The organism is Duganella sp. sic0402 (assembly GCF_019219065.1).
Classification (GTDB): Bacteria; Pseudomonadota; Gammaproteobacteria; order Burkholderiales; family Burkholderiaceae_D; genus Rugamonas.
Genome location: NZ_JAHUWK010000022.1, coordinates 1 through 20,559, shown reverse-complemented (window position 1 = coordinate 20,559; position 20,559 = coordinate 1). Strand labels below are relative to the sequence as shown.

General features: G+C 63.2%; 18 protein-coding genes, 2 rRNA genes and 1 riboswitch. Of the genes, 15 read left to right on the top strand and 5 right to left on the bottom strand.

What is annotated here, in order from left to right; genetic code table 11:
• Positions 1–111, bottom strand: a 16S ribosomal RNA gene (locus KW842_RS27025); the annotation flags it as partial.
• A 363-nt stretch (positions 112–474) separates the two neighbouring features.
• On the opposite strand from KW842_RS27025, the gene cobT reads away from it, so the two are divergent.
• From cobT to bluB, 14 genes are all read left to right on the top strand, one after another.
• Positions 475–1,500, top strand: a complete 1,026-nt coding sequence (gene cobT / locus KW842_RS27020) for a nicotinate-nucleotide--dimethylbenzimidazole phosphoribosyltransferase (RefSeq protein ID WP_218307278.1) — start codon at positions 475–477, stop codon at positions 1,498–1,500.
• On the top strand, positions 1,500–2,267 hold the full coding sequence (locus tag KW842_RS27015) for an adenosylcobinamide-GDP ribazoletransferase (RefSeq protein ID WP_218307276.1): 768 nt from the start codon (positions 1,500–1,502) through the stop codon (positions 2,265–2,267). Before cobT ends, KW842_RS27015 begins: the two co-directional genes overlap by 1 nt.
• Positions 2,264–2,779: a histidine phosphatase family protein gene (locus tag KW842_RS27010; RefSeq protein ID WP_218307275.1), complete on the top strand. Its 516-nt coding sequence runs from the start codon at positions 2,264–2,266 to the stop codon at positions 2,777–2,779. The genes KW842_RS27015 and KW842_RS27010 overlap by 4 nt, the downstream gene beginning before the upstream one ends.
• A gap of 4 nt (positions 2,780–2,783) precedes the next feature.
• Positions 2,784–3,007, top strand: a riboswitch (cobalamin riboswitch).
• A 70-nt stretch (positions 3,008–3,077) separates the two neighbouring features.
• Positions 3,078–4,931: a TonB-dependent receptor domain-containing protein gene (locus tag KW842_RS27005; RefSeq protein WP_218307273.1), complete on the top strand. Its 1,854-nt coding sequence runs from the start codon at positions 3,078–3,080 to the stop codon at positions 4,929–4,931.
• 53 nt (positions 4,932–4,984) lie between these two features.
• A complete protein-coding gene (locus KW842_RS27000; RefSeq protein ID WP_218307271.1) occupies positions 4,985–6,007 on the top strand; it encodes an iron ABC transporter permease in 1,023 nt (340 codons plus the stop codon).
• Positions 6,004–6,777: an ABC transporter ATP-binding protein gene (locus tag KW842_RS26995; protein ID WP_218307270.1), complete on the top strand. Its 774-nt coding sequence runs from the start codon at positions 6,004–6,006 to the stop codon at positions 6,775–6,777. The genes KW842_RS27000 and KW842_RS26995 overlap by 4 nt, the downstream gene beginning before the upstream one ends.
• A complete protein-coding gene (gene cobO, locus KW842_RS26990; RefSeq protein ID WP_218307268.1) occupies positions 6,774–7,379 on the top strand; it encodes a cob(I)yrinic acid a,c-diamide adenosyltransferase in 606 nt (201 codons plus the stop codon). Before KW842_RS26995 ends, cobO begins: the two co-directional genes overlap by 4 nt.
• Positions 7,373–8,665 (top strand): cobyrinate a,c-diamide synthase, encoded by a 1,293-nt coding sequence (locus KW842_RS26985; RefSeq protein WP_218307266.1) that lies wholly within the window; start codon positions 7,373–7,375, stop codon positions 8,663–8,665. The genes cobO and KW842_RS26985 overlap by 7 nt, the downstream gene beginning before the upstream one ends.
• Complete coding sequence (gene cobU, locus KW842_RS26980; RefSeq protein ID WP_218307264.1) at positions 8,662–9,210, top strand: bifunctional adenosylcobinamide kinase/adenosylcobinamide-phosphate guanylyltransferase; 549 nt, start codon at positions 8,662–8,664, stop codon at positions 9,208–9,210. Before KW842_RS26985 ends, cobU begins: the two co-directional genes overlap by 4 nt.
• A gap of 2 nt (positions 9,211–9,212) precedes the next feature.
• Positions 9,213–10,172: an adenosylcobinamide-phosphate synthase CbiB gene (gene cbiB, locus KW842_RS26975; protein WP_218307262.1), complete on the top strand. Its 960-nt coding sequence runs from the start codon at positions 9,213–9,215 to the stop codon at positions 10,170–10,172.
• The gene (gene cobD / locus KW842_RS26970; RefSeq protein ID WP_218307260.1) at positions 10,165–11,145 is read left to right on the top strand and encodes a threonine-phosphate decarboxylase CobD; all 981 of its coding nucleotides are present in this window, start codon (positions 10,165–10,167) and stop codon (positions 11,143–11,145) included. The genes cbiB and cobD overlap by 8 nt, the downstream gene beginning before the upstream one ends.
• Positions 11,142–12,017 carry a cobalamin-binding protein gene (locus KW842_RS26965; RefSeq protein WP_218307258.1) on the top strand — a complete coding sequence of 292 codons (876 nt, stop codon included), beginning with the start codon at positions 11,142–11,144 and terminating at the stop codon, positions 12,015–12,017. The genes cobD and KW842_RS26965 overlap by 4 nt, the downstream gene beginning before the upstream one ends.
• A 1-nt stretch (position 12,018) precedes the next feature.
• Positions 12,019–13,467 (top strand): cobyric acid synthase, encoded by a 1,449-nt coding sequence (locus KW842_RS26960; protein ID WP_218307257.1) that lies wholly within the window; start codon positions 12,019–12,021, stop codon positions 13,465–13,467.
• Positions 13,464–14,114 carry a 5,6-dimethylbenzimidazole synthase gene (gene bluB, locus KW842_RS26955; RefSeq protein WP_218307255.1) on the top strand — a complete coding sequence of 217 codons (651 nt, stop codon included), beginning with the start codon at positions 13,464–13,466 and terminating at the stop codon, positions 14,112–14,114. The genes KW842_RS26960 and bluB overlap by 4 nt, the downstream gene beginning before the upstream one ends.
• Here the strand turns inward: bluB and KW842_RS26950 are convergent.
• Positions 14,111–15,823: an alkaline phosphatase gene (locus KW842_RS26950; RefSeq protein WP_229223939.1), complete on the bottom strand. Its 1,713-nt coding sequence runs from the start codon at positions 15,821–15,823 to the stop codon at positions 14,111–14,113. The genes bluB and KW842_RS26950 overlap by 4 nt on opposite strands.
• A gap of 95 nt (positions 15,824–15,918) precedes the next feature.
• Here KW842_RS26950 and KW842_RS26945 point away from each other — a divergent pair, with 95 nt between their 5' ends.
• Positions 15,919–17,340: a DHA2 family efflux MFS transporter permease subunit gene (locus KW842_RS26945; protein WP_218307251.1), complete on the top strand. Its 1,422-nt coding sequence runs from the start codon at positions 15,919–15,921 to the stop codon at positions 17,338–17,340.
• On the opposite strand, the gene KW842_RS26940 is transcribed toward KW842_RS26945, so the two are convergent.
• The 3 genes from KW842_RS26940 to rrf form a co-directional block, all read right to left on the bottom strand.
• Positions 17,300–18,169: a phytanoyl-CoA dioxygenase family protein gene (locus tag KW842_RS26940; protein ID WP_218307250.1), complete on the bottom strand. Its 870-nt coding sequence runs from the start codon at positions 18,167–18,169 to the stop codon at positions 17,300–17,302. The two genes, KW842_RS26945 and KW842_RS26940, sit on opposite strands and share 41 nt — an antisense overlap.
• 127 nt (positions 18,170–18,296) lie before the next feature.
• Entirely contained in the window at positions 18,297–20,315 is a 2,019-nt protein-coding gene (locus KW842_RS26935; protein WP_218307248.1) for an esterase-like activity of phytase family protein, read from the bottom strand.
• Between the two features lie 132 nt (positions 20,316–20,447).
• Positions 20,448–20,559 (bottom strand): 5S ribosomal RNA (rrf, locus tag KW842_RS26930).

The window sequence follows — 20,559 nt, the reverse complement described above, 5'->3', positions numbered from 1 at the left end:
CTCACCCGTTCGCCACTCGCCACCAGAGCAAGCTCCGTGCTGCCGTTCGACTTGCATGTGTAAGGCATGCCGCCAGCGTTCAATCTGAGCCAGGATCAAACTCTTTAGTTTAATCTCTGTTTTTGCCCGCTTGGTTTTGACACCAAACCGGCTTGGTTCGCTCTTCTCAAAATACTGACAGTATTTCTACTGAATATTTCTTTGTTGAGCATTTAATGCTTTTTGTTGCAGCACCAAATGCCCACACTTATCGACTGTTGATTTTTAAAGATCTTGTATTGCTAGCTGCGAAGCGTTTTGTTCGTCAGCGAAGAAGGAAGAGTATGAAGCGTTTGCAGCATTTCGTCAACCTTCTTTTTTTCTCACTTCACTCAGCATTTGCATGCGTTGTCTTGCGAGGGACAGAACTATAGCAAGCCCCACGCAGTCTGGCAAGGGTAGAATATTAAATTCTTCGATTCACCATACAGCCCCATGTCCATCACGCCTATTCATAACGACGCCCTCGCCGCCCAGCTCGATCGCGCCATTAATAACAAGACCAAGCCGCTGGGCAGCCTGGGAGCGCTGGAGGCGCTTGCCAAACAGATCGGCCTGATCCAGAACACCGACGACATCGCCATCACCCAGCCCACCATATTAGTGTTCGCCGCCGACCACGGCGTGGTCGCCGAAGGCATCTCCGCCTATCCGCAGGACGTAACCTGGCAGATGGTGGAAAACTTCCTGGCGCGCGGCGCCGCCATCAATGTCTTTGCCGCGCAGAATAACTGCGCGCTGCGCGTCGTCGACGCCGGCGTCAATCACGACTTCGGCCCGCGCGACGGCCTGACCGACCGCAAGCTGGCCCACGGCACCCGCAACTTCGCGCAGGAACCCGCCATGAGCCGCGACCTGTGTCAGACCGCGCTGGCCGCCGGCGCCGCGCTCGCCAATGAATTGGATGGCAACGTGGCCGGCTTCGGCGAAATGGGCATCGGTAATACCACTGCTGCCGCCGCGCTGATGCACAAGCTGACCGGCATCCCGGTCGCGCAATGCGTGGGCGCCGGCACCGGCCTGTCCGCCGCAGGCATCCTGCATAAACAGCGTGTGATCGAAGCGGCCGTGGCCAAACACGCAAACGCCACAGAACCATTGGACATACTGGCCACCTTTGGCGGCCTGGAAATCGCCATGATGACCGGCGCCATGCTGAAGGCCGCCGAGCTGCGCAAGGTGCTGCTGATCGACGGTTTCATCGTCACCAGCGCGCTACTGGTCGCTGCCCGCATGCAGCCGGCCATACTGGACTACTGCGTGTTCACCCACTGCTCCGACGAGAACGGCCACCAGCAAATGCTGGCTGCGCTGGACGCCAAGCCACTGCTGAATCTCGGCCTGCGCCTGGGCGAAGGCACCGGCTGCGCGCTGGCGCTGCCGCTGCTGCACGCCGCCGCCAACTTCGTGCACCAGATGGCTACCTTTGAATCGGCCCAGGTCAGCGAGAAGTCGGAATAATGCATCAGCTCCGCCTGTTCTTCACCGCGCTACAGTTCTTTACCCGTCTGCCGATTCCGCGCTGGGTCGGATTTGATCCGGCGTGGCTGAACCAGGCCTCGCGCTACTTCCCGCTGGTTGGCGTGGTGGTGGCGCTGATTACCGCTGCAGTGTACGCGGCCGCAGCATGCCTGCTGCCCGCACCAGTGGCCGCCATCCTGTCCACCGCTGCCGGCATCTACGCCACCGGCGCCTTCCACGAAGACGGCTTCGCCGACATGTGCGATGGCTTCGGCGGCGGCATGACGGCGGAACGGGTACTGGAAATCATGAAGGAGTCGCGCATCGGCGCTTATGGCGCCATCGGCATCATTTGCATGCTAGCGCTGAAGCTGACCGCCTTGTCAATGCTGCCGCCACTGAGCGCCATCGGCGCGCTGCTGGTGGCGCATCCACTATCACGCCTGATGGCGACCTCGCTGATCTGGCGCCTGGACTATGCGCGCGCCGAGGGCAAAGCCAAGCCGCTGGCGCAAAAAATGCGCGGCCGCGAATTCCTGATTGCCACCCTGACCGCAACCCTGCCCGCGCTGGCTGTCGTTGCACTGGGCTGGCTGACGCCGGGCGCGCTGATCACCGGCATCGTTGTCGCCACCATCGCCACCTTCTGGCTGGCGCGCAAATGCGTGCGCCGTATCGGCGGCTATACAGGCGACTGCCTGGGCGCCGTGCAGCAGGTGGCGGAAGTGATGTTCTATCTGTGCGCCCTCGCCAGCGTGCAGCCATGAAGCTGATTCTGGTTCGCCATCCGCAGCCGCAGGTGGCGCCTGGCGTTTGTTACGGCAGCACCGACCTGGCGATTGCGCCCGGCCAGCTTGAACAGACGCTGGCGGCGCTGCAACTGCCGCCACATCTGCCGATCTATTCCAGCCCGCTGCGCCGCTGTGCCGAACTGGCTGCGCGGCTGAGCGACACCCCCATCTACGACGCCCGCCTGGCGGAAATGCACTTCGGTGCATGGGAAATGCAGCCCTGGGACGCCATCCCGCGCGCCGCCATCGACGCCTGGGCCGCCGACATGGTCGACTACCGCCCCGGCGGCGGTGAGAGCGTCTTGCAGATGGCCGAGCGCATCGCAGCTTTCTACCAGCAATTGCATGGCGACGCGGTCATCATCTGCCACGCCGGCGCCATGCGTCTGTTGGCCGCGCGCCACGCCGGCCTCTCCCCTGCGGAGATGGCGCTGCAAGCCGCGCAAACCGCCCACCAAATCCCCTACGGCTCCACTTTGACCCTTTAAACCCGTATAATGTGCGGGTTTTGGTGCCCGCGCGTCTGTCCAGATGCGCAGTTAAACGGGAAACACGAAGCTGATATCAAACGGCCAACGTGTGCTGCCCCCGCAACGGTAAGCAAGTGTCGCGCACCATGCGACAAATCGCCTCTGACAACCACTGTGCTACAGCATGGGAAGGTGAAGCGGTTCGACTTGCCAGCCCGGATACCGGCCAAAACAGGTGGAAGCGGGCCTGGTCCCGCTTCTGTTCACAACTGGCCTACGGGGACGTCGGCCGGCTGCTACTAATAGAACGAATATCATGACTTTCCGTATCTCCCGTCCTGCGGCGTTGACGTCGCTGGCTATGGCCATGGCTGCCTGCTATGCGCACGCCGAACCTGCCGACACCGTTGTCGTCACCGCCACCCGCACCGCCCAGCCGCTGGCCAATGTCATCAGCGACACCATCACCATCGATGCCGAGCAGATCGCCCAATCCGGCGCCGGCTCCATCGTCGACCTGCTGCAACGCCAGCGCGGCATCGAGATCGCCCGCAACGGCGGCGCAGGCACCTCGTCCAGCGTCTACATCCGTGGCGCCAACAGCAACCAGAACATCGTACTGGTGGATGGCGTGCGCATTGGTTCCTCGACCACCGGCGCCGCCAACTGGAGCGCCATCCCGCTGACCGCCATCGACCATATCGAAGTCGTCTACGGTCCACTGAGCTCCCTGTACGGCGCCGACGCCATCGGCGGCGTGATCCAGATCTTCACCAAGAAGGGCAAAGGCGCGCCGGCAGTGACGGCCTTCGCCGGCTACGGCAGCGACAAGACCCGCGAAGCCGACGCCACCCTGTCCGGCGCCACCGGCGGTGAGCACAGCTTCAGCTACGCGATCAGCGCGGGCAAGGAAAAATCGGACGGTTTCTCGGCCACCCGCCCAGGCTCCAGCAGCTACAACAAGGACGACGACGGCTACGACAAGGAAAACGTCTCCGGCCAATTCAGCCTGCAACTGGCGCCAGGCTATGAAGCCGGCGCGCTGTTCTTGCACAGCAAGCTGGACTCGCAGTACGACGGCGGCGCCTCGGCCTATGATGTGCGCAGCAAAGCCGAACTGCAAACCGCCGCCGTCTATGGCAAGGCCAAGTTCGTGTCCAACGTCGACACTCTGCTGCAATACGCGCAGACCGAAGACAAGGGCCAGAACTGGAGCAGCGCCGCCGCTTCCGGCTACTCGCGCATCGATACCAAGCAGACCACGATCACGCTGCAGAACGATATCCGCATCGGCGAAGACATCGTGCAAGTGCTGTACGACCACCGCAAGGAAGAAGTGTCGACCAACGGCGCCGCCGTGATGAACCGCGACCGCACCACCAATTCGTGGGCCGCTTCATATAACGCACGCCGTGGCGCCAACCTGCTGAACGCATCGATCCGCCGCGATAACTCGGTATACGGCTCGAAGAACACAGGTTCGATCGGCTACGGCTACGACATCAATTCGCAGCTGCGCGCCACCGCCAGCTACGGCACCAGCTTCCGCGCGCCGACCTACAATGAACTGTACTACCCAAGCTACGGCAATCCGGGCAACAAGCCGGAAGAAGGCAAGAACGCCGAAATCGGCCTGCGCTGGGATGATGGCGTCAACGCGCTGAGCGCCAGCTATTACCACAACCGCCTGACCGACCTGCTGGTCAACACCACGCCATGCCCGTTCGGCACCATCGGCTATAGCTTCGGTTGCGCCTACAACGTCAACAAGGCAACGCTGGAAGGCCTGACCATTTCGGGCGCCACCAAAATCGCCGGTATCAACCTGAGCGCCAGCATCGACCTGCAGGACCCGAAAGACGACACCACCGGCAAGCGTCTGGCACGCCGCTCGAAAAAGCACGGCAACCTGGCCGCTGACTACACCTTCCGCGCACTGAAGTTCGGCGCCGAGCTGGATCTGTCGGGCGACCGTTACGACGACGCCGCCAACAAAAACCGCCTGGGCGGCTATGGCCTGGTGAACCTGTACGCCACCTACGCCTTCAGCAAGGACTGGTCGGCGCTGGTCCGCTGGAACAACGTCGGCGACAAGCAGTACGACCTGGCGCGCTTCTACGCAACGCCTGGCTCGAATGTGTTTGCCGGCATCCGTTACGGCTACAAATAATGGTATAACCTGCCGGGGATGATTCCCCGGCAGTTTTATTTTGAAAGCAGTGCATGCATTCTTTCTCCCGCAATCTGCGTAAGCGCGCCACCATCACCCTCATCGGGTTGTCGCTGCTCGCGGTTGCCAGCCTGATTTTCTCGGGCATGACCGGCTCGGTCTCGATTCCCCTCTCCGAAATTCCTCCAGCGCTCAATGAGCTGCTGCATGGCCAGGCCTCGACGCTGGCAGCCACCCTGCTCGACCTGCGCGCCAGCCGCGCATTCGCCGCTTTCGTCACCGGCGCCGCGCTGTCGCTGGCGGGCGTGATGATGCAGGCGCTGTTGCGCAATCCGCTGGCCGATCCTTATGTACTGGGCCTGTCCGCCGGCGCCTCGGTCGGCGCGCTGGCGGCGCTGATGTTCATGTACGCCGCCTGGGTGGTGGATGCAGCCGCGTTCGGCGGCGCGGTCGCCGTTTCGATGATGCTGTATGTGCTGGCCCGGCGCGACCTGCGCGGCGGCACGGCGGCCGAAGCCGGCACCTCGCAGTTGCTGCTGACCGGCGCCATTCTGTCTTCGGGCTGCATGGCGCTGGTGACGTTGATGCTGTCGATCGCCCCCGAAAGCCGCCTGCGCAGCATGGTGTTCTGGATGATCGGCGACCTGTCCGGCGCGCAGATGCGCTGGATGCCGTGGCTGGTGCTGTTTGCCGCACTGGCTTTTGCGCTGCGCAACGCGCGCGCCATGAATGTGATGGCACTGCATGCGGAAGCGGCGGCCACGCTGGGCATCCGTGTCGGCGTGCTGCGCAAGGGCTTGTTCTTCGTCTCCGGTCTGCTGACCGCCAGCGCGGTGACCAGTGCCGGCAGCATCGGCTTTGTCGGGCTGATCGTGCCGCACGCCTGCCGCTACGCGGTCGGCCCCGATCACCGCATCCTGATTCCGGCTGCCACGCTGGCAGGCGGCACCTTCCTGATGCTGGCCGATACGCTGGCCCGCACCGCCATCGCGCCGCAGCAGTTGCCGGTCGGCGTGGTGACCGCGCTGATCGGCGCGCCGGTGTTTCTGTACCAATTGCACCGCTTACGCAAATGATCTCCACCCACCAACTCTCCCTCAAAGCGGGCCAGCGCCAGCTGCTCGCGGATCTCGACTGGCAGGTGCGCGAAGGCGAATGCTGGAGCATCATCGGCCGCAACGGCGCCGGCAAAAGCACGCTGATGCGCGTGCTGGCAGGACTGCGCGCGCCGGAGGCAGGCCATGTATCGCTGGGCGGCCGCATGCTGTCCGAGTGGCCGCTGGACCAGCTGGCGCGCCAGCGCGCCTTCCTGGCGCAGAGCCGCAGCGACGCCTTTTCCTACAGCGTGATCGAAACCGTGCTGTCGGCGCGCCATCCGTATCACGACAACCGCTATTGGGAAGACAGCGACGACCACGCCATTGCCATCAGGTCGCTGGAAGCGATGGAAGTGGCTGACCTGGCGGCGCGCGATGTCCGCACGCTGTCCGGCGGTGAACGCCAGCGTGTGGCGATTGCGGCCATGCTGGCGCAGGACACGCCGCTGCTGCTGCTCGACGAGCCGGCCAATGCGCTGGACCTGGCGCACCAGGTCAGCGTGATGAGCATCCTGGCGCGCCTGTGCCGCGAACAGGGCAAGACCGCCATCATGATCGGCCACGACCTGACGCTGGCGCACAGCGTCTCCAGCCACGCACTGCTGCTGAAAGGTGACGGCCGCTGGCTGGCCGGCGCCAAGGCGGATGTCATGCTGGCCGACATTCTCAGCGACTACCTCGGCCACCCGATCGACGTGATCCAGCACGGGGAGCGCAGCATCTTTATTCCGAACCAGGAGATCGCATGAGCGACGACATCAACGAACGCCACCGCCTGCGCATGGAGCGCAAGAAGGCCATAATCGACGCCAAGATCGCCGCCGCCGACAAGCAGATCGGCATCATCATCGTCAACACCGGCAACGGCAAGGGCAAAAGTTCCAGCGGCTTCGGTATGGCGATCCGCGCCATGGGCCACGGCATGAAGGTGGGCGTGGTGCAGTTCATTAAAGGCGCGATGCAGACCGGCGAGGAAAAATTCCTGCGCCGCTTTCCCGATGAGATCAGCTTCCACGCCATGGGCGAAGGCTATACCTGGGAAACGCAGAACCGCGAACGCGATATCGCCAAGGCGCAGCAGGCATGGGAACAGGCCAAACTGTTCCTCGCCGATCCGGAAATTGGCCTGGTGCTGTTCGATGAGCTGAACATCGCGTTGAAATACAAGTATCTGGATGTGGAAACCGTCATCAATGATCTGCTGGCACGGCCGGCGATGCAGCACGTCGTCATCACGGGTCGCGGCGCGCCGCCGGAGCTGATCGAGATCGCCGACACCGTCACTGAAATGGAAGTGGTGAAGCACGCCTTCAAGGCTGGCATCGGCGCCCAGGCGGGGACCGAATGGTAAAAGCATTGCTGGTGGCCGCTGTCTCATCCGGACAGGGCAAGACCACCATCACTGCCGCGCTGGCGCGCAAGCTGGTCCGGCTGGGCAAGCGCGTGCGCGTATTCAAGTGCGGCCCGGATTTCATCGATCCGATGCTGCTGGAACGCGCCAGCGGCGCACCGGTGCGTTCGCTGGATTTGTGGATGGTGGGCCAGGATTTGTGCGCACAGCAGTTGGCGCAAGCGGCCGCCGAGGTGGACGTGATCCTGATCGAAGGCGTCATGGGCCTGTACGACGGCACGCCCTCCTCCGCCGACCTGGCGCGCGCTTTTGGCGTGCCGGTGATGGCGGTCATCGACGCCGGCGCCATGGCGCAGACGGCCGGCGCGCTGGTGCTTGGCCTGCGCGACTACGGCCCTGTGGAAATGGCCGGCGTGATCGCCAACCGCGTCGCCAGCGAAGGTCACGCGAAGATGGTCGCCGCCTCGCTGCGCGACATTCCGCTGTTTGCCACATTGCCGAAGCAGGCGAAGTCGCTGCCAGAGCGCCATCTCGGTCTGGTGCTGCCGGGCGAAGTGGCCGATATCGATCAACTGCTCGACGATCTGGCCGACCAGCTGGTGTTCGACGAGTCGGCGTGGAATAAGCTGCGCGAGGTGGACTTCGCACCAGCGCCAGCCCCGACACCAGCCGCCACGGCACCGCTCACCGGCAAAACCATCGCCATTGCGCGTGACGCAGCCTTCATGTTTCTCTACCCCGCCAATGTCGACGTGCTGCGCGCTCTCGGCGCTACGCTCACCTACTTCTCGCCGCTGGCGAATGAAGCCGTGCCGGCGCAAGCGGACGCAGTCTACCTGCCTGGCGGCTATCCCGAGCTGCATGCGGAACAGCTGTCCCAGGCCACAAGGTGGCAAACATCGATCCGCGCCGCGCACGCCGCCGGCCTGCCCATCGTCGCCGAATGCGGCGGCATGATGGCGCTGGCCGACACACTGGCCGACAAGAACGGTGCGATATGGAATATGGCCGGCCTGCTGCCCGGCGCTGTGGCGATGCAGCCACGCCTGGCCGGCCTCGGACCGCAAGGACTGCCTACGCCACAAGGCGTGTTGCGCGGCCACACCTTCCACTACTCCACACTGGACACCAAGGTGGAACCAGCGGCGTACACTGTCAAACATCCCTCCGCTATACAGGGGGAAGCCTGGTATCGCGTCGGTACGCTGACGGCGTCGTATTTTCACGCCTATTTCCCATCTAATCCGGTGGCCACGGCCGCCTTGTTCCTGAGGAGTGAGACATGACACGTACACTGATTCTGGGCGGCGCGCGCTCCGGCAAGAGCGGCTACGCGGAACGCCTGGTCGCGGAGTCCGGCAAGGAAGTTGTCTATATCGCCACCGCCACCGCTGGCGACAGCGAAATGTCGGCGCGCATCCGGCACCACCGCGCCAGCCGCCCAGCGGAATGGACCACGGTCGAGGAACCACTGGCGCTCGGCAACCAGCTGCTGCGCTGGTCATCGCCGGAACGCATCATCATGGTCGATTGCCTGACGCTGTGGCTCAGCAACCTGCTATTCAGCGGCGGCCAGGAATATCCGGCAGTCGGCGAAATCACCTTGCCGGCGCTGTTCCATGAGCAGCAGGACATGCTGGCCAGCGCACTGACGAAATGCGCCAGCGATGTGGTGCTGGTGTCGAATGAAGTGGGCCTGGGCATCATGCCGATGGGCGCCGTGTCGCGCTGCTTCATGGATGAACAGGGGCGCTTGAACCAGTCTGTCGCCGCCATCTGCGACCGCGCGGTGTTTGTCGCCGCCGGCTTGCCATTGCAGCTCAAAGGATAACTGTGCTGAGTGGTCTGCATTTTTCCACCATCGCTATGCTGATGGTGGCAGCCGTGCTGCTGGACCTGTGGTGGGGCGAAGTACGCCGCTGGCATCCGCTGGTCGGCTTCGGCAATTGGGCAATAGCACTGGAGCGCCGCCTGAATCAAGAGTCCATGCGATTCGCACGCGGCGTCCTGGCGTGGATGCTGGCGGTGTTGCCGCTCACCGCGCTGGCCGCGCTGCTGATCTGGGCCCTGAGCATGCCGCTCGCGCAAGCAGCAGCGCACACGCTGCTGCTGTACTTTTGCCTGGGCATGCGCAGCCTGCGCGATCACAACCTGCCCATCGCCGACGCACTGGCACAGCGTGACCTGCCCAACGCGCGCCGCCTCACCTCTTACATTGTCAGCCGTGATACCAGCAGCGCCAGCGAAACCGAGCTGACCAAGGCCAGCGCTGAATCGCTGCTGGAAAACGGCAACGATGCAGTCTTCGGCACGCTGTTCTGGTTCATCGTCGCCGGCGCTCCTGGCGCGGTATTGTTCCGCATGGCGAATACGCTGGACGCGATGTGGGGCTACCGCACGCCGCGCTTCCTGCAGTTCGGCTGCGCTGCGGCGCGTATCGACGATGCACTCAATTACATTCCGGCGCGCCTGACTGCGCTATCGTATGTGCTGCTGGCGCCAGGACTGCAGGCCAAGCGCCGCGCCTGGCAATGCTGGCGCACGCAAGCACCGGCATGGGACAGCCCGAACGCCGGCCCGGTCATGTCCAGCGGTGCAGGTTCACTCGGCGTGCAGCTGGGCGGCGCAGCGATTTATCACGGCGAAGTGGAATACCGGCCAACGCTGGGCGACGGCCCGCCCGCTGTCGGCGCGGATATCAAGCGCGCATGGCATCTGGTCGCGCGCACCACCGTGCTGTGGCTGGCCGTCGCCTGCGCGATAGCGACATTGATGGAGATAACACATGCTTGAACATGGCGGCAATCTGCGCGACGCCGCACAGCGCTTCGGCCGCGACGACTGGATCGATCTGTCGACCGGCATCAATCCGCGCTGGTATCCCGCGCCACAGGTAGCGGGCAATGCCTGGCACCGTTTGCCGGAGCCTGATCCAGCGCTGACTGCGGCGGCACTGGCGTTCTATGGCGCGCCGCACATGCTGCCGGTCGCCGGCACGCAGGCGGCCATCCAGGCCTTGCCGCGTTTGCGCGCGCCGTCGCGCGTGGCGGTCAGCGCACCGTCATATGCCGAACACGCGCACCACTGGGCTGGCCACGGCCACACCATGACGCTCACGCCATACGCAGAACTGGACGACGCAGTCGCGCAAAACGACGTGGTGGTAATCGTCAACCCGAACAATCCGACCGGCGCTGTGGTACCGGCAGCACAGCTGCTGCAATGGGCGGACCAGTTGGCAGCGCGCGGTGGCTGGCTGGTGGTCGATGAAGCGTTTGGCGATACGGCGCAAGAAAACAGCGTCGCCAGCCACACCGGCCATCACGGCTTGATCGTGCTGCGCTCCGTCGGAAAATTCTTCGGACTGGCCGGCATCCGCCTTGGCTTCGTCGCCGCGCACACCGACCTGCTGCGTGGCCTGAGCGAGCTGCTGGGCCCCTGGACGATCAGTGGCCCGGCGCAGCAAGTGGCGCTGGCCGCACTGAGCGACCACGCCTGGCAGGCGACCACACGCGATGAGTTACGCATCAGCGGCGAGCGCCTGCAAACGCTGCTGGCCTCACATGGCATTCAATCCAAGGGCACGCCACTATTCCAGTGGTGGGCCGAGCCGCAACCGGAAGCGTTCTGGCAGCACATGGCCGAACGCGGCATCTGGGTACGACTGTTTACGCAAGCCGCACGCGGCATCCGCCTTGGCTTGCCTCCGGACGAAGCAAGCTGGCAACGTCTGCACCTGGCACTCACTGAATGGACTACACAATGAAAAAACTGATACTGGCAGCCACCCTACTCGCCGCAGCCATCGCCAACGCGGCGCCGATTACCGTGCGTGATGATGACGGCAACGTCGTCACACTGCAAAAGCCCGCCCAGCGCATCATCGCCCTGTCGCCGCACGTCACCGAGCTGCTGTACGCCGCCGGCGCCGGCGACAAGATTGTCGGCACTGTCACCTATAGTGACTATCCCGAAGCGGCGAAGAAAATCCCACGCGTCAGCGACAACCGCCTGATCGACATGGAGCGCGTGGCGGCCATGAAACCAGACCTGATCGTCATCTGGATGCACGGCGGATTTGAACGCCAGATCGAAGGCCTGCGCAAGCTGGGCGTGCCGCTGTTCCACAGCGAGCCGACCAAGCTAGACGGCATCCCTGATAACATCACCCGCCTGGGCCAGCTGGCCGGCACCGAAGCCACCGCCAATCCCGCCGCAGCCGAACTGCGCACGCAATTCGCCGCCCTGGCAAAAGAGTACGCCAACCGCGCACCAGTGCGCCTGTTCTACCAGGTGTGGGATAAGCCGCTCTACACGCTGAGCGGCAGCGCCATCGTCAGCGACTCCATCCGCCTGTGCGGCGGTGTAAATGTCTTCGCTGACCTGAAAGTAACCGCGCCGGTGGTGAGCATCGAAGCGGTGCTGCAAGCGAATCCGGAAGCCATCTTTGGTACTTTGGAGAAGAACTACGCCAGCGTCGACCTGTGGCTACCGTACACCAATATGCTGGCGGTGAAGAACAACAATCTGTTCCGCCTGCAGCGCGATCTGTTGTACCGCGCTGGCCCGCGCATGCTGCTCGGCACGCGCGAACTGTGCGAGAAAATTGAAGAAGCCCGCCAGCACCGCAAGCATTGATATGTCATTTCCCTACTCGACCCTGATGGTTCAGGGCACCACCTCGGACGCAGGCAAAAGCACGGTAGTCGCTGCGCTATGCCGGCTGCTCAAACGCCAGGGCGTGCGCGTGGCGCCGTTCAAGCCGCAGAACATGGCGCTCAACAGCGCCGTTACCGCCGACGGCGGCGAAATCGGCCGCGCGCAGGCGCTGCAAGCCATCGCCGCCGGCGTGGCGCCGCACACCGATATGAACCCGATCCTGCTCAAGCCGTCGAGCGACATCGGCGCGCAAGTCATCATCCACGGCAAAGTATGCGCCGAGATGAACGCGCGCGACTACCACCAGTACAAAACCGTCGCCATGCAGGCCGTGCTTGAATCCCACGAGCGCCTGCTGCAACAGTACGACTGCGTGATGGTGGAAGGCGCCGGCAGCCCGGCCGAAATCAATCTGCGCGATCGCGACATCGCCAACATGGGCTTTGCCGAAGAAGTCGATTGCCCGGTGGTGCTGGTGGCGGACATCGACCGTGGCGGCGTATTCGCCCACATTGTTGGCACGCTGGCCTGCCTGTCGGAGAGCGAGCGGCGGCGCACCATCGGCTTCGTCATCAACCGCTTCCGTGGCGACATCAAACTGCTGGAGCCGGGCCTGGACTGGCTGGAACAGCAAACCGGAAAACCGGTACTGGCCGTACTGCCCTACCTGCATGGCCTGTTCCTTGACGCGGAAGACGCGGTACAGCCGGTGCAAGCCGCACGCGGCGCTTTTCGCGTGGTGGTGCCCAGCCTGCCGCGCATGAGCAATCATACCGACTTCGACGCGCTGCGCGCCCACCCGGATGTCGATCTGCGCTTCGTCCGCCAGGGCGAGCCGATTCCACCAGCAGACCTGATCATCCTCCCCGGCAGCAAAAACACGCGCGGCGACCTGGATTGGCTACGAGCGCAGGGATGGCCGGAGCAAATCCAACGCCACCTGCGCTATGGCGGCAAGGTGATCGGCGTCTGCGGCGGCTTCCAGATGCTGGGCCAGGAAGTGACCGATCCGCTGGGCATGGAAGGCAAGGCTGGCGCATCGCCCGCCCTCGGCCTGCTCGACATGCGCACCGAGATGAGCCCGGAAAAACGCCTCAAGCAGGTGCAGGGCGTATGCGCCTTCGATAACGAACAAGCCCCCGTCAGCGGCTACGAAATCCATATGGGCGTTTCCACCGGCGGCGCGCTTGCCACGCCAGCTTTCACCATTGAAGGCCGCCCGGAAGGCGCATTGTCTGCCGATGGCCAGATCCTCGGCACTTACCTGCACGGACTGTTTGACACGCCGCAAGCCATCAGCGCATTGCTGCGCTGGGCCGGCCTCCATTCACAGCACACGGTGGACACTTCCGCCCTGCGCGAAGCCAGCCTGGATCGGATTGCCGACGCCACCCAGCCACTGCTGGACGCCCTGATCGCATTGAAATGAATCCGCACGCTTATACCGACGCCGAAATCTCCGGCGTCTACCGCGCCATCCGCGAACGCCGCGATGTGCGCCACTTCAAACCAGGCCCGCTAGAACCCGGACAACTGGAGCGCTTCCTCGGTGCAGCCCATTACGGCCCCAGTGTCGGCTATATGCAGCCCTGGCGCTTCATCCGCATCACTGACGCGGCGCTGCGCGCCAGCATTCACCGCCATGTGGACGAAGAACGCATCAAGACCGCCGAAGCGCTGGGGCAGCGCGCCGACGAATTCATGAAGCTGAAGGTCGAAGGCATACTGGAATGCGCCGAGGTGCTGGTGGTCGGCCTGATCGACAAACGCGACCAATACGTCTTCGGCCGCCGCACCATGCCGGAAATGGACCTGGCCTCGGCCGCCTGCGCGCTGCAAAACTTCTGGCTGGCGGCGCGCGCGGAAGGCATAGGCGCCGGATGGGTGTCAATGTTCGATCCGCAGCGGCTGCGCGACATCACTGGCATGCCGGAAGGCAGCCAGCCGATCGCCGTGCTATGTGTCGGCCACGTCCACGAGTTCTACACCGCGCCGATGCTGGAACTGGAAAAGTGGGACCAGCGCCGCCCGCTCGACGACATCCTGTTCGAAAACCGCTGGGAGCAGCAGGCTTAAACGCTGTAGCATTCCTCGATGCGGCGGTTGCCCGGCCCAGGCAGCACGCGCAAGCTGCGCTCCGTCGCCGCCGTAAACTCGTGCTTGAACACAGTATCGACAAAGCGCCAGTCGCAACGCACCTGCTCATGGCTGGCGGTGACGATCATATAGCCACGCTTGCTGGTCTGTGCATAGTACAGCGGTTCGATCAGGTCCACCATCATCGCCGCCACGTCGTCCGGATCACGGTCCGGATATGCGCCCTCCATGCCGGGCGACGATACCGAGGCGGTGGCAAACTCCACGCCCACCTGCCGCCCTTGTGCGTCGCGCAGGTCGCTGGCCCAGGCGTTGTGGGTATCGCCGGCCAGCACCACCAGATTCTTACGGTGCTTGTGCATCATCTCAAACACCTGCTCGCGGTCGGCCTGATAGCCATCCCAGGAGTCCAGGTAGCACGGCAAGGTCGCGCCGGCCAGCCAGCGCTGTTCTTTCTCGTTGACGCATGATGGATCGGCCTGGGCCCGCAGCTTCAGCGCGCAATAGTCGGTGGTATTGCATTCGCCCATGACCACCGCCGCCGGATACTCCATGCGCGCCATCAGCACCTGCTGTCCCAGCATCTGCCAGCGCGCGGTCGAGCGACTGACCTGCCCTTCCAGCCACGCCATCTGTTCGTGGCCTATCATCTGCCGGCGCGGTGAGTACACGTCCTGCTTGTACTTCTCTACATCGAAGCGCTTGTGCGCGTCATAGTAGGACGACATCATCAGCTGCTGATCGCGCGCTATCAATCGGGTGTCCAGCATATGCAGCGAGACGATGCCGCCAAAATCGAAGGAGCGGTAAATCTTGTCCGGCGCCGCCGCATCCGGAACGCGAATCGGCATCCATTCGTGATAGGCGGTCAGCGCGGCCAGCTTGCGCAGCTCAAACGGCCCGTACTTGCTGGTCTTGTGGTCAACCGAGCCATCGCGCCAGGTATCGTCGGCGATTTCATGGTCGTCCCACACGGTGATGAAAGGCATGGCCGCATGCACCGCCTGCAGGTCGGGATCGGAGCGATACTGCGCATAGCGGCGCCGGTAATCGTCGGTGTGCAGCAGCAGCTCGCGCGGTTCGGACACGCGGCCCAGCGCTTGCGCATTGCCGCTGGCGTAGCCGGTGCTTTCGTATTCGTAGATGTAGTCGCCGATATGCAGCGCGGCATCGATATCGTTCTGGCGCGCCGCATCGGCGTAGACATTGAAATACCCGGCCGGATAGTTCGAGCAGGAGAACACCGCCAGCCGCACTTGTTTCGCATCGCCGCGCGCCAGCGTCTTGGTGCGGCCCACCACCGACTTGCCGCCGCCATCCAGCGCAAACTGGTAGTAGTAGACGTGTCCCGGCAGCAGGCCGGCCGCGTCCACCTTCACCGTATAGTCTTTTTGCGCCGAGGTGATGACGCTGCCGTGCGCGATCACCTGCTGCATGCCCGGATCGGTCGCCATCTGCCACCGCACCGGGATATCGCCGTCACGCGCCGGCGTCACGCGGGTCCACAGCATCACGCGGTCACTCAGCGGATCACCGCTCGCCACGCCGTGACGGAAACCCGGCACGGCCCCTTCGGCGATGCCGCCGGCGGTACTGGTGCAGCCGGCGAGGCCAGTCGCGCCCACGCTCAGCAGCGCGGTCGATGCCGCCATCTGGCGGATAAAGGTGCGGCGCGGCTTGATCTGCATGTCCTCTCCCATAGGTCCTGGCACTGACCGCAACTTACGCCCTGTACGTGACCGGCTTATGACCGTACTGTTTATTTTGTGTGACAATCACGCCTATGAATGCCGATGCCGCCAAACGCTACCTGCCCTGGGTAGTCGCCACCACTCTCTTCATGGAACAGCTGGACTCCACCGTGGTCAACACCGCGATTCCGGCAATGGCCGCCAGCTTGCAAGTCACGCCGCTGAGCCTGAAAGCGGTGGTCACCAGCTATATCCTCAGCCTGGCCGTATCGATTCCGATCAGCGGCTGGATGGCGGACCGCTTTGGCACCCGCCGCGTGTTCATGACCGCGATTGCCATTTTCACCTTCGCCTCGATACTGTGCGGCCTGGCGGTGAACTCGCCGATGCTGGTCGCGGCGCGATTGCTGCAAGGCTTCGGCGCGGCGATGATGATGCCCGTCGGGCGACTGACCATCGTCCGCACCTACCCTAAGAGCGAGCTGCTGGCGGCGATGAATTTCGTGATCATCCCGGCGCTGATCGGTCCCCTGCTCGGCCCGACGATCGGTGGCCTGATCGTGCACTGGCTGACCTGGCGCGACATCTTCTTCATCAACGTGCCGGTCGGGCTGGTGGCGATCTGCCTGGCGCATCGCTACATGCCGGACTATCGCGGAGACCAAGCCCGGCCACTCGACTTCATCGGCTTTGTCTTGTTCGGCACCGGCGTCGCGCTGCTGTCATGGCTGCTGGAAGTATTCGGCGAGCATAAGCTGGATGTGACCTCGGCCTCGGTGCTGCTGTTCATCTCCTGCGCGCTGCTGGGCGCGTATGTGTGGCACGCCAAGGACGCACCATTCCCGCTGCTGCGGCTGGCGCTATTCAAGATACGCACCTTCCGCGTCTCGGTGCTGGGTGGTTTTGTCACGCGCATCGGCGTCGGCGGCCTGCCCTTCCTGCTGCCGCTGCTGTATCAGCTGGGCCTGGGCCTGCCAGCCTGGCAATCGGGCTTGCTGATGATGCCGTCCGCCGCCGCCGCGATGGGCATGAAAGTGATTTCAGCGCGTGTGCTGGGCCGCTTTGGCTACCGCAGAGTGCTGACAGTGAATACGCTGCTGATCGGCCTGACTATCAGCATGTACGCGTTTGTCGAACAGGGCACGCCGCTGTATGTGATCGTGGCGATCAGCCTGTGCCTGGGCTTCTTCAATTCGCTGCAATTCTCCAGCATGAACACCATCGCCTATGCCGATGTCGAAGGACCGGATTCCAGCATGGCCAGCACCATGGCCAGCTCGATGCAGCAGCTGTCGATGAGTTTCGGCCTGGCGGCCGGCTCGCTGGTGACCGGCTGGTTCCTAGACGATATGCCGCAGTCCAACCGCGTGGCGCTGACATCGGCGCTGCATCACGCCTTCATCACCCTGGCGGTGCTGACGGTACTGTCTTCATTCACCTTCTGGTCGCTGCGCAAGAGCGATGGCGAAGCCATCATCCATAGCAAGCGTCCGGACGAACGATCAGCCGGTTGACATACGGGTCCAGCTGCAGCGGCCCCGCATAATGTTCTGGCGTGTAGCGGTAGGCGTAGCTGGGCAATAGCGAATACTGGATTTGCAACATCAGGCGCGCATTCAGCTGCGGTGCCGTGCCCTTGTGGATGCCGGCCGTGTCCACCGCAAAGCAGAAACCACGCGAGCCGGTCGCGGTCAACAGTTGATCCGCGCCATGGGCTGCCGAGATTTCACTATCGCTGTAAAAGCGCAAGCGCACCGGTGCCTGCGTTAAATGGCTGCCGTGCAGATAGACGTGCGGCCCGGCGCCGTCATCGACATCGGTCAGATAGACCAGCACTTTCAGATAACGCCAATCCTCGGAGTCGCGGTGAAACGCCTGCAAGGCGCTATCGTCGCCCGGCACCGGAAATGACCAGCGCAGACCGAGCGCGGAGATGGTCGGCCGGCATTCCATATAGCGCGCGGCCAGTCCCAGCAACTGCGGACTGTTGGCCAGCGCCAGGATGTGCGGACAAGCGATCACGTCGCGCAAATGATAGTCGGCCACGCGCACCGCGTCGGCGCGCTGCGCCAGCGTGAAACCGGGACGCGGACGGTCACGGTCAGTCAGCAGTTTGTCGGCAAGCCAGGCGCGGATATCATCGCACTGGCTGCCGTCGAGCAGATTGCCGAGCGGCGCATAACCGCTGCGATGCAAATCGGCCAGGGCCGAATCTTCGGCGCCGGTCGCCGCATGCAGCTCCCGGCCCGAGCCCTGGCGCAAGCGCACCGCGCCGCTCAAAGCACGCACCACCAGCCGGCGCAACGACGGATAAGTCACGATGCGCTGGCTGTAATACAGCATGCTTTGTAGCAGAGCAAACCGCCGGCCAGGTTTTAGCTGCGCATATTCCATCGGGCACTCCTTCCAGGATCACTCTGAGAAGGTAACAACCCGGCAGACAGCCCACCTTGATGTGGACTAAACCTTGTTAAAACGCCGTCAGTGCCTTGCCGAACTTGATCAGCCACAGGCGGCTCGGACGCTCCACGTCCGTGCCACGCGCCACGCGGATGCTGTTGGCCGCATTGCAGCCAGCCGAACTGCTGGTGATGATGGCGCCATTGGCATCGATATTGCACTTGGTGACGTCCGCGTCCTCGATTACCTTGCCGCTGGCGTCGAACATCTTGGTCTTCATGCCGAAGTCGTTGTCATTGGCCAGCGCCAGGGTGTTGCCGTCCACAATGGTCAGGCCTTCGGCTTTCTCGGCCTGCCAGCCGATGGCGTTCAAGTCCAGCAGCAGTGTTTTCTTCAGCGTCGTGACCGCTTTCCAGTCAGCGCCATTGACCACCGCGCCGGCCATGCTGCTCTTTTCCAGGTCGGAGGTGGAAACGTTGAAGGCGGCGGCGGAAATATCGGTAGCCGAGGCGATTTCCACCAGCATCAGCTTGTTGAACACCTTGCCGCTTGGCGCCGCACCCTGTTCGATCACGATGAATTTACCATTCCCCAGCGCGACCACGTCACCCAGCTTGGCGTTGCCGGTACGGCCATCCTGATAGTCGGCCGCGTCCAGTGGGTAGGCGTACATCTTGCCGGACTTGCCGGTGTTAGGATCGAATTCGGTCCAGCGGGTGAAGCGCGCGAAGCGCTCGATCTGCTCGTTCTTGCCGGTCACCGAGTACAGCGCACTGCCATCGGTCAGCGGGCTTTGCAGGAAACCGTGCAGCTTGTCGGTACTGGTGTCCAGCGCCATCCCTTCCATGCCGCGATTGGCGCGGCGCTTCAGGAAGATATCAGGCAAACCGGAACCTGGTGCGTAGCGGTTCAGAATGATGCCGGTAGCTGGATCAATCTTGACGATGAACGGGCCGTATTCATCCGACACCCACAGCACATTGCGCTTCTTGTCGACCACGATGGCTTCGGTATCCAGGCCATTGGCGTCGAACGTGGCTTTGCTGTTGGCGTCGTACTTCATCACATCGCTCACCGGCAGCTCGGCCGAATTGCCGACCGCGCCAGGCGGCACTGGCAAGCCGGTGGTTTTCACTGTGGCCGATGCCTTGATCGGCGTGGAGGATGTCAGCACCGCGCCAGACTTGCCAACGGTGATCACGCCAAATGCCGGCGCAAAGCTCGGCGATGGGAAAATCTTCGCACCGGTGACGCCGCTGCCGCTCAGCGATGGCAGGTTCGGGCCATCGCCATTCGGGCCGCGATCGGTCAGGCCGTAGAACTCCAGATCGCCATTGGCATTGGTGCCCTTGAAAGCGATCGACGAACCGTAGGATGGCAGGAAGCCCAGCGGGAACTCTTCCTTGACCTTGGCATTCGCGCCTTCGTATGGGATGTAATAGCTGCTGGCAGCCTGGATCTGATAGCGGGTGACTGTGACCGACACCGCGCCCAGCGGCGTGGTCTGGCTGAAAGTTTCGTTGAATGGCGTGCCAACCTTGGAGGCCAGCGTGTCTTCAAAGTGCTCGCGCGCCAGCGCGCGGCGGCTGTCGTCGATGCCACGGGCAGCATATTTGGCGCCGGCGGCGGTGAGGTTGGCGCTCATTGCGGTATTGAAGGCTGCGGCAGTGGCGCTGAAGTCGGCGCTCTTGGCGGCCAGCGCGGTTTTCACGTCTGCATTCAGCTTGATGCCGTTGGATGGATCGCTGTCATCATCCAGCAGCTGCAAAGCCAGCAGGCGGTTCACTACCTTGGTGTCCTTGATATCGGTCACGCCAGCCAGTTGCAGCGGCGTGATGGTGGCCGCGCAAGTTGCGCTGCCCAGCGCGATGCCGCCGACGCTAAAGCTGACGGTGTCGCCGGCGTAGCAGGTGAACTCTCCCTTGGCGTTGGTGCTGGCTTTGGAGGCGGTGCCGGCCACATAGTCCAGGTTTTCCACCGCGCCATCCAGGAAAACGCCAGTCACCGGCGTCTTGGCCGGCTCATTGTCGCCACCGCAGCCCGCCAAAACAGAGAATACCGCGAGCGATACCAAGGAGAATTTCTTCATGCTGACCCCAACTATCATAGTTATAAGAGCCGCAAGCTTAGACACCTTGCATGACACGCCTGTGACAGACATTAAGACAGACGCAAAAAAGCCCCAACAGGATCATCCTGAAGGGGCTTTTTCTAATAACTAGCTTGACGATAACCTACTTTCACACTGGTTGCAGCACTATCATCGGCGTAGAGTCGTTTCACGGTCCTGTTCGGGATGGGAAGGGGTGGGACCGACTTACTATGGTCATCAA

Coding starts and splice junctions, on each gene's coding strand:
- KW842_RS26935 (WP_218307248.1), bottom strand. CDS start 20,315: ATGAAGAAATTCTCCTTGGTATCGCTCGCGGTATTCTCTGTTTTGGCG.
- KW842_RS27010 (WP_218307275.1), top strand. CDS start 2,264: ATGAAGCTGATTCTGGTTCGCCATCCGCAGCCGCAGGTGGCGCCTGGC.
- KW842_RS26965 (WP_218307258.1), top strand. CDS start 11,142: ATGAAAAAACTGATACTGGCAGCCACCCTACTCGCCGCAGCCATCGCC.
- KW842_RS26995 (WP_218307270.1), top strand. CDS start 6,004: ATGATCTCCACCCACCAACTCTCCCTCAAAGCGGGCCAGCGCCAGCTG.
- KW842_RS27015 (WP_218307276.1), top strand. CDS start 1,500: ATGCATCAGCTCCGCCTGTTCTTCACCGCGCTACAGTTCTTTACCCGT.
- cobD (WP_218307260.1), top strand. CDS start 10,165: ATGCTTGAACATGGCGGCAATCTGCGCGACGCCGCACAGCGCTTCGGC.
- cobU (WP_218307264.1), top strand. CDS start 8,662: ATGACACGTACACTGATTCTGGGCGGCGCGCGCTCCGGCAAGAGCGGC.
- KW842_RS26940 (WP_218307250.1), bottom strand. CDS start 18,169: ATGCTGTATTACAGCCAGCGCATCGTGACTTATCCGTCGTTGCGCCGG.
- KW842_RS26950 (WP_229223939.1), bottom strand. CDS start 15,823: ATGCAGATCAAGCCGCGCCGCACCTTTATCCGCCAGATGGCGGCATCG.
- KW842_RS26985 (WP_218307266.1), top strand. CDS start 7,373: ATGGTAAAAGCATTGCTGGTGGCCGCTGTCTCATCCGGACAGGGCAAG.
- KW842_RS27000 (WP_218307271.1), top strand. CDS start 4,985: ATGCATTCTTTCTCCCGCAATCTGCGTAAGCGCGCCACCATCACCCTC.
- bluB (WP_218307255.1), top strand. CDS start 13,464: ATGAATCCGCACGCTTATACCGACGCCGAAATCTCCGGCGTCTACCGC.
- cobO (WP_218307268.1), top strand. CDS start 6,774: ATGAGCGACGACATCAACGAACGCCACCGCCTGCGCATGGAGCGCAAG.
- KW842_RS27005 (WP_218307273.1), top strand. CDS start 3,078: ATGACTTTCCGTATCTCCCGTCCTGCGGCGTTGACGTCGCTGGCTATG.
- cobT (WP_218307278.1), top strand. CDS start 475: ATGTCCATCACGCCTATTCATAACGACGCCCTCGCCGCCCAGCTCGAT.
- KW842_RS26960 (WP_218307257.1), top strand. CDS start 12,019: ATGTCATTTCCCTACTCGACCCTGATGGTTCAGGGCACCACCTCGGAC.
- KW842_RS26945 (WP_218307251.1), top strand. CDS start 15,919: ATGAATGCCGATGCCGCCAAACGCTACCTGCCCTGGGTAGTCGCCACC.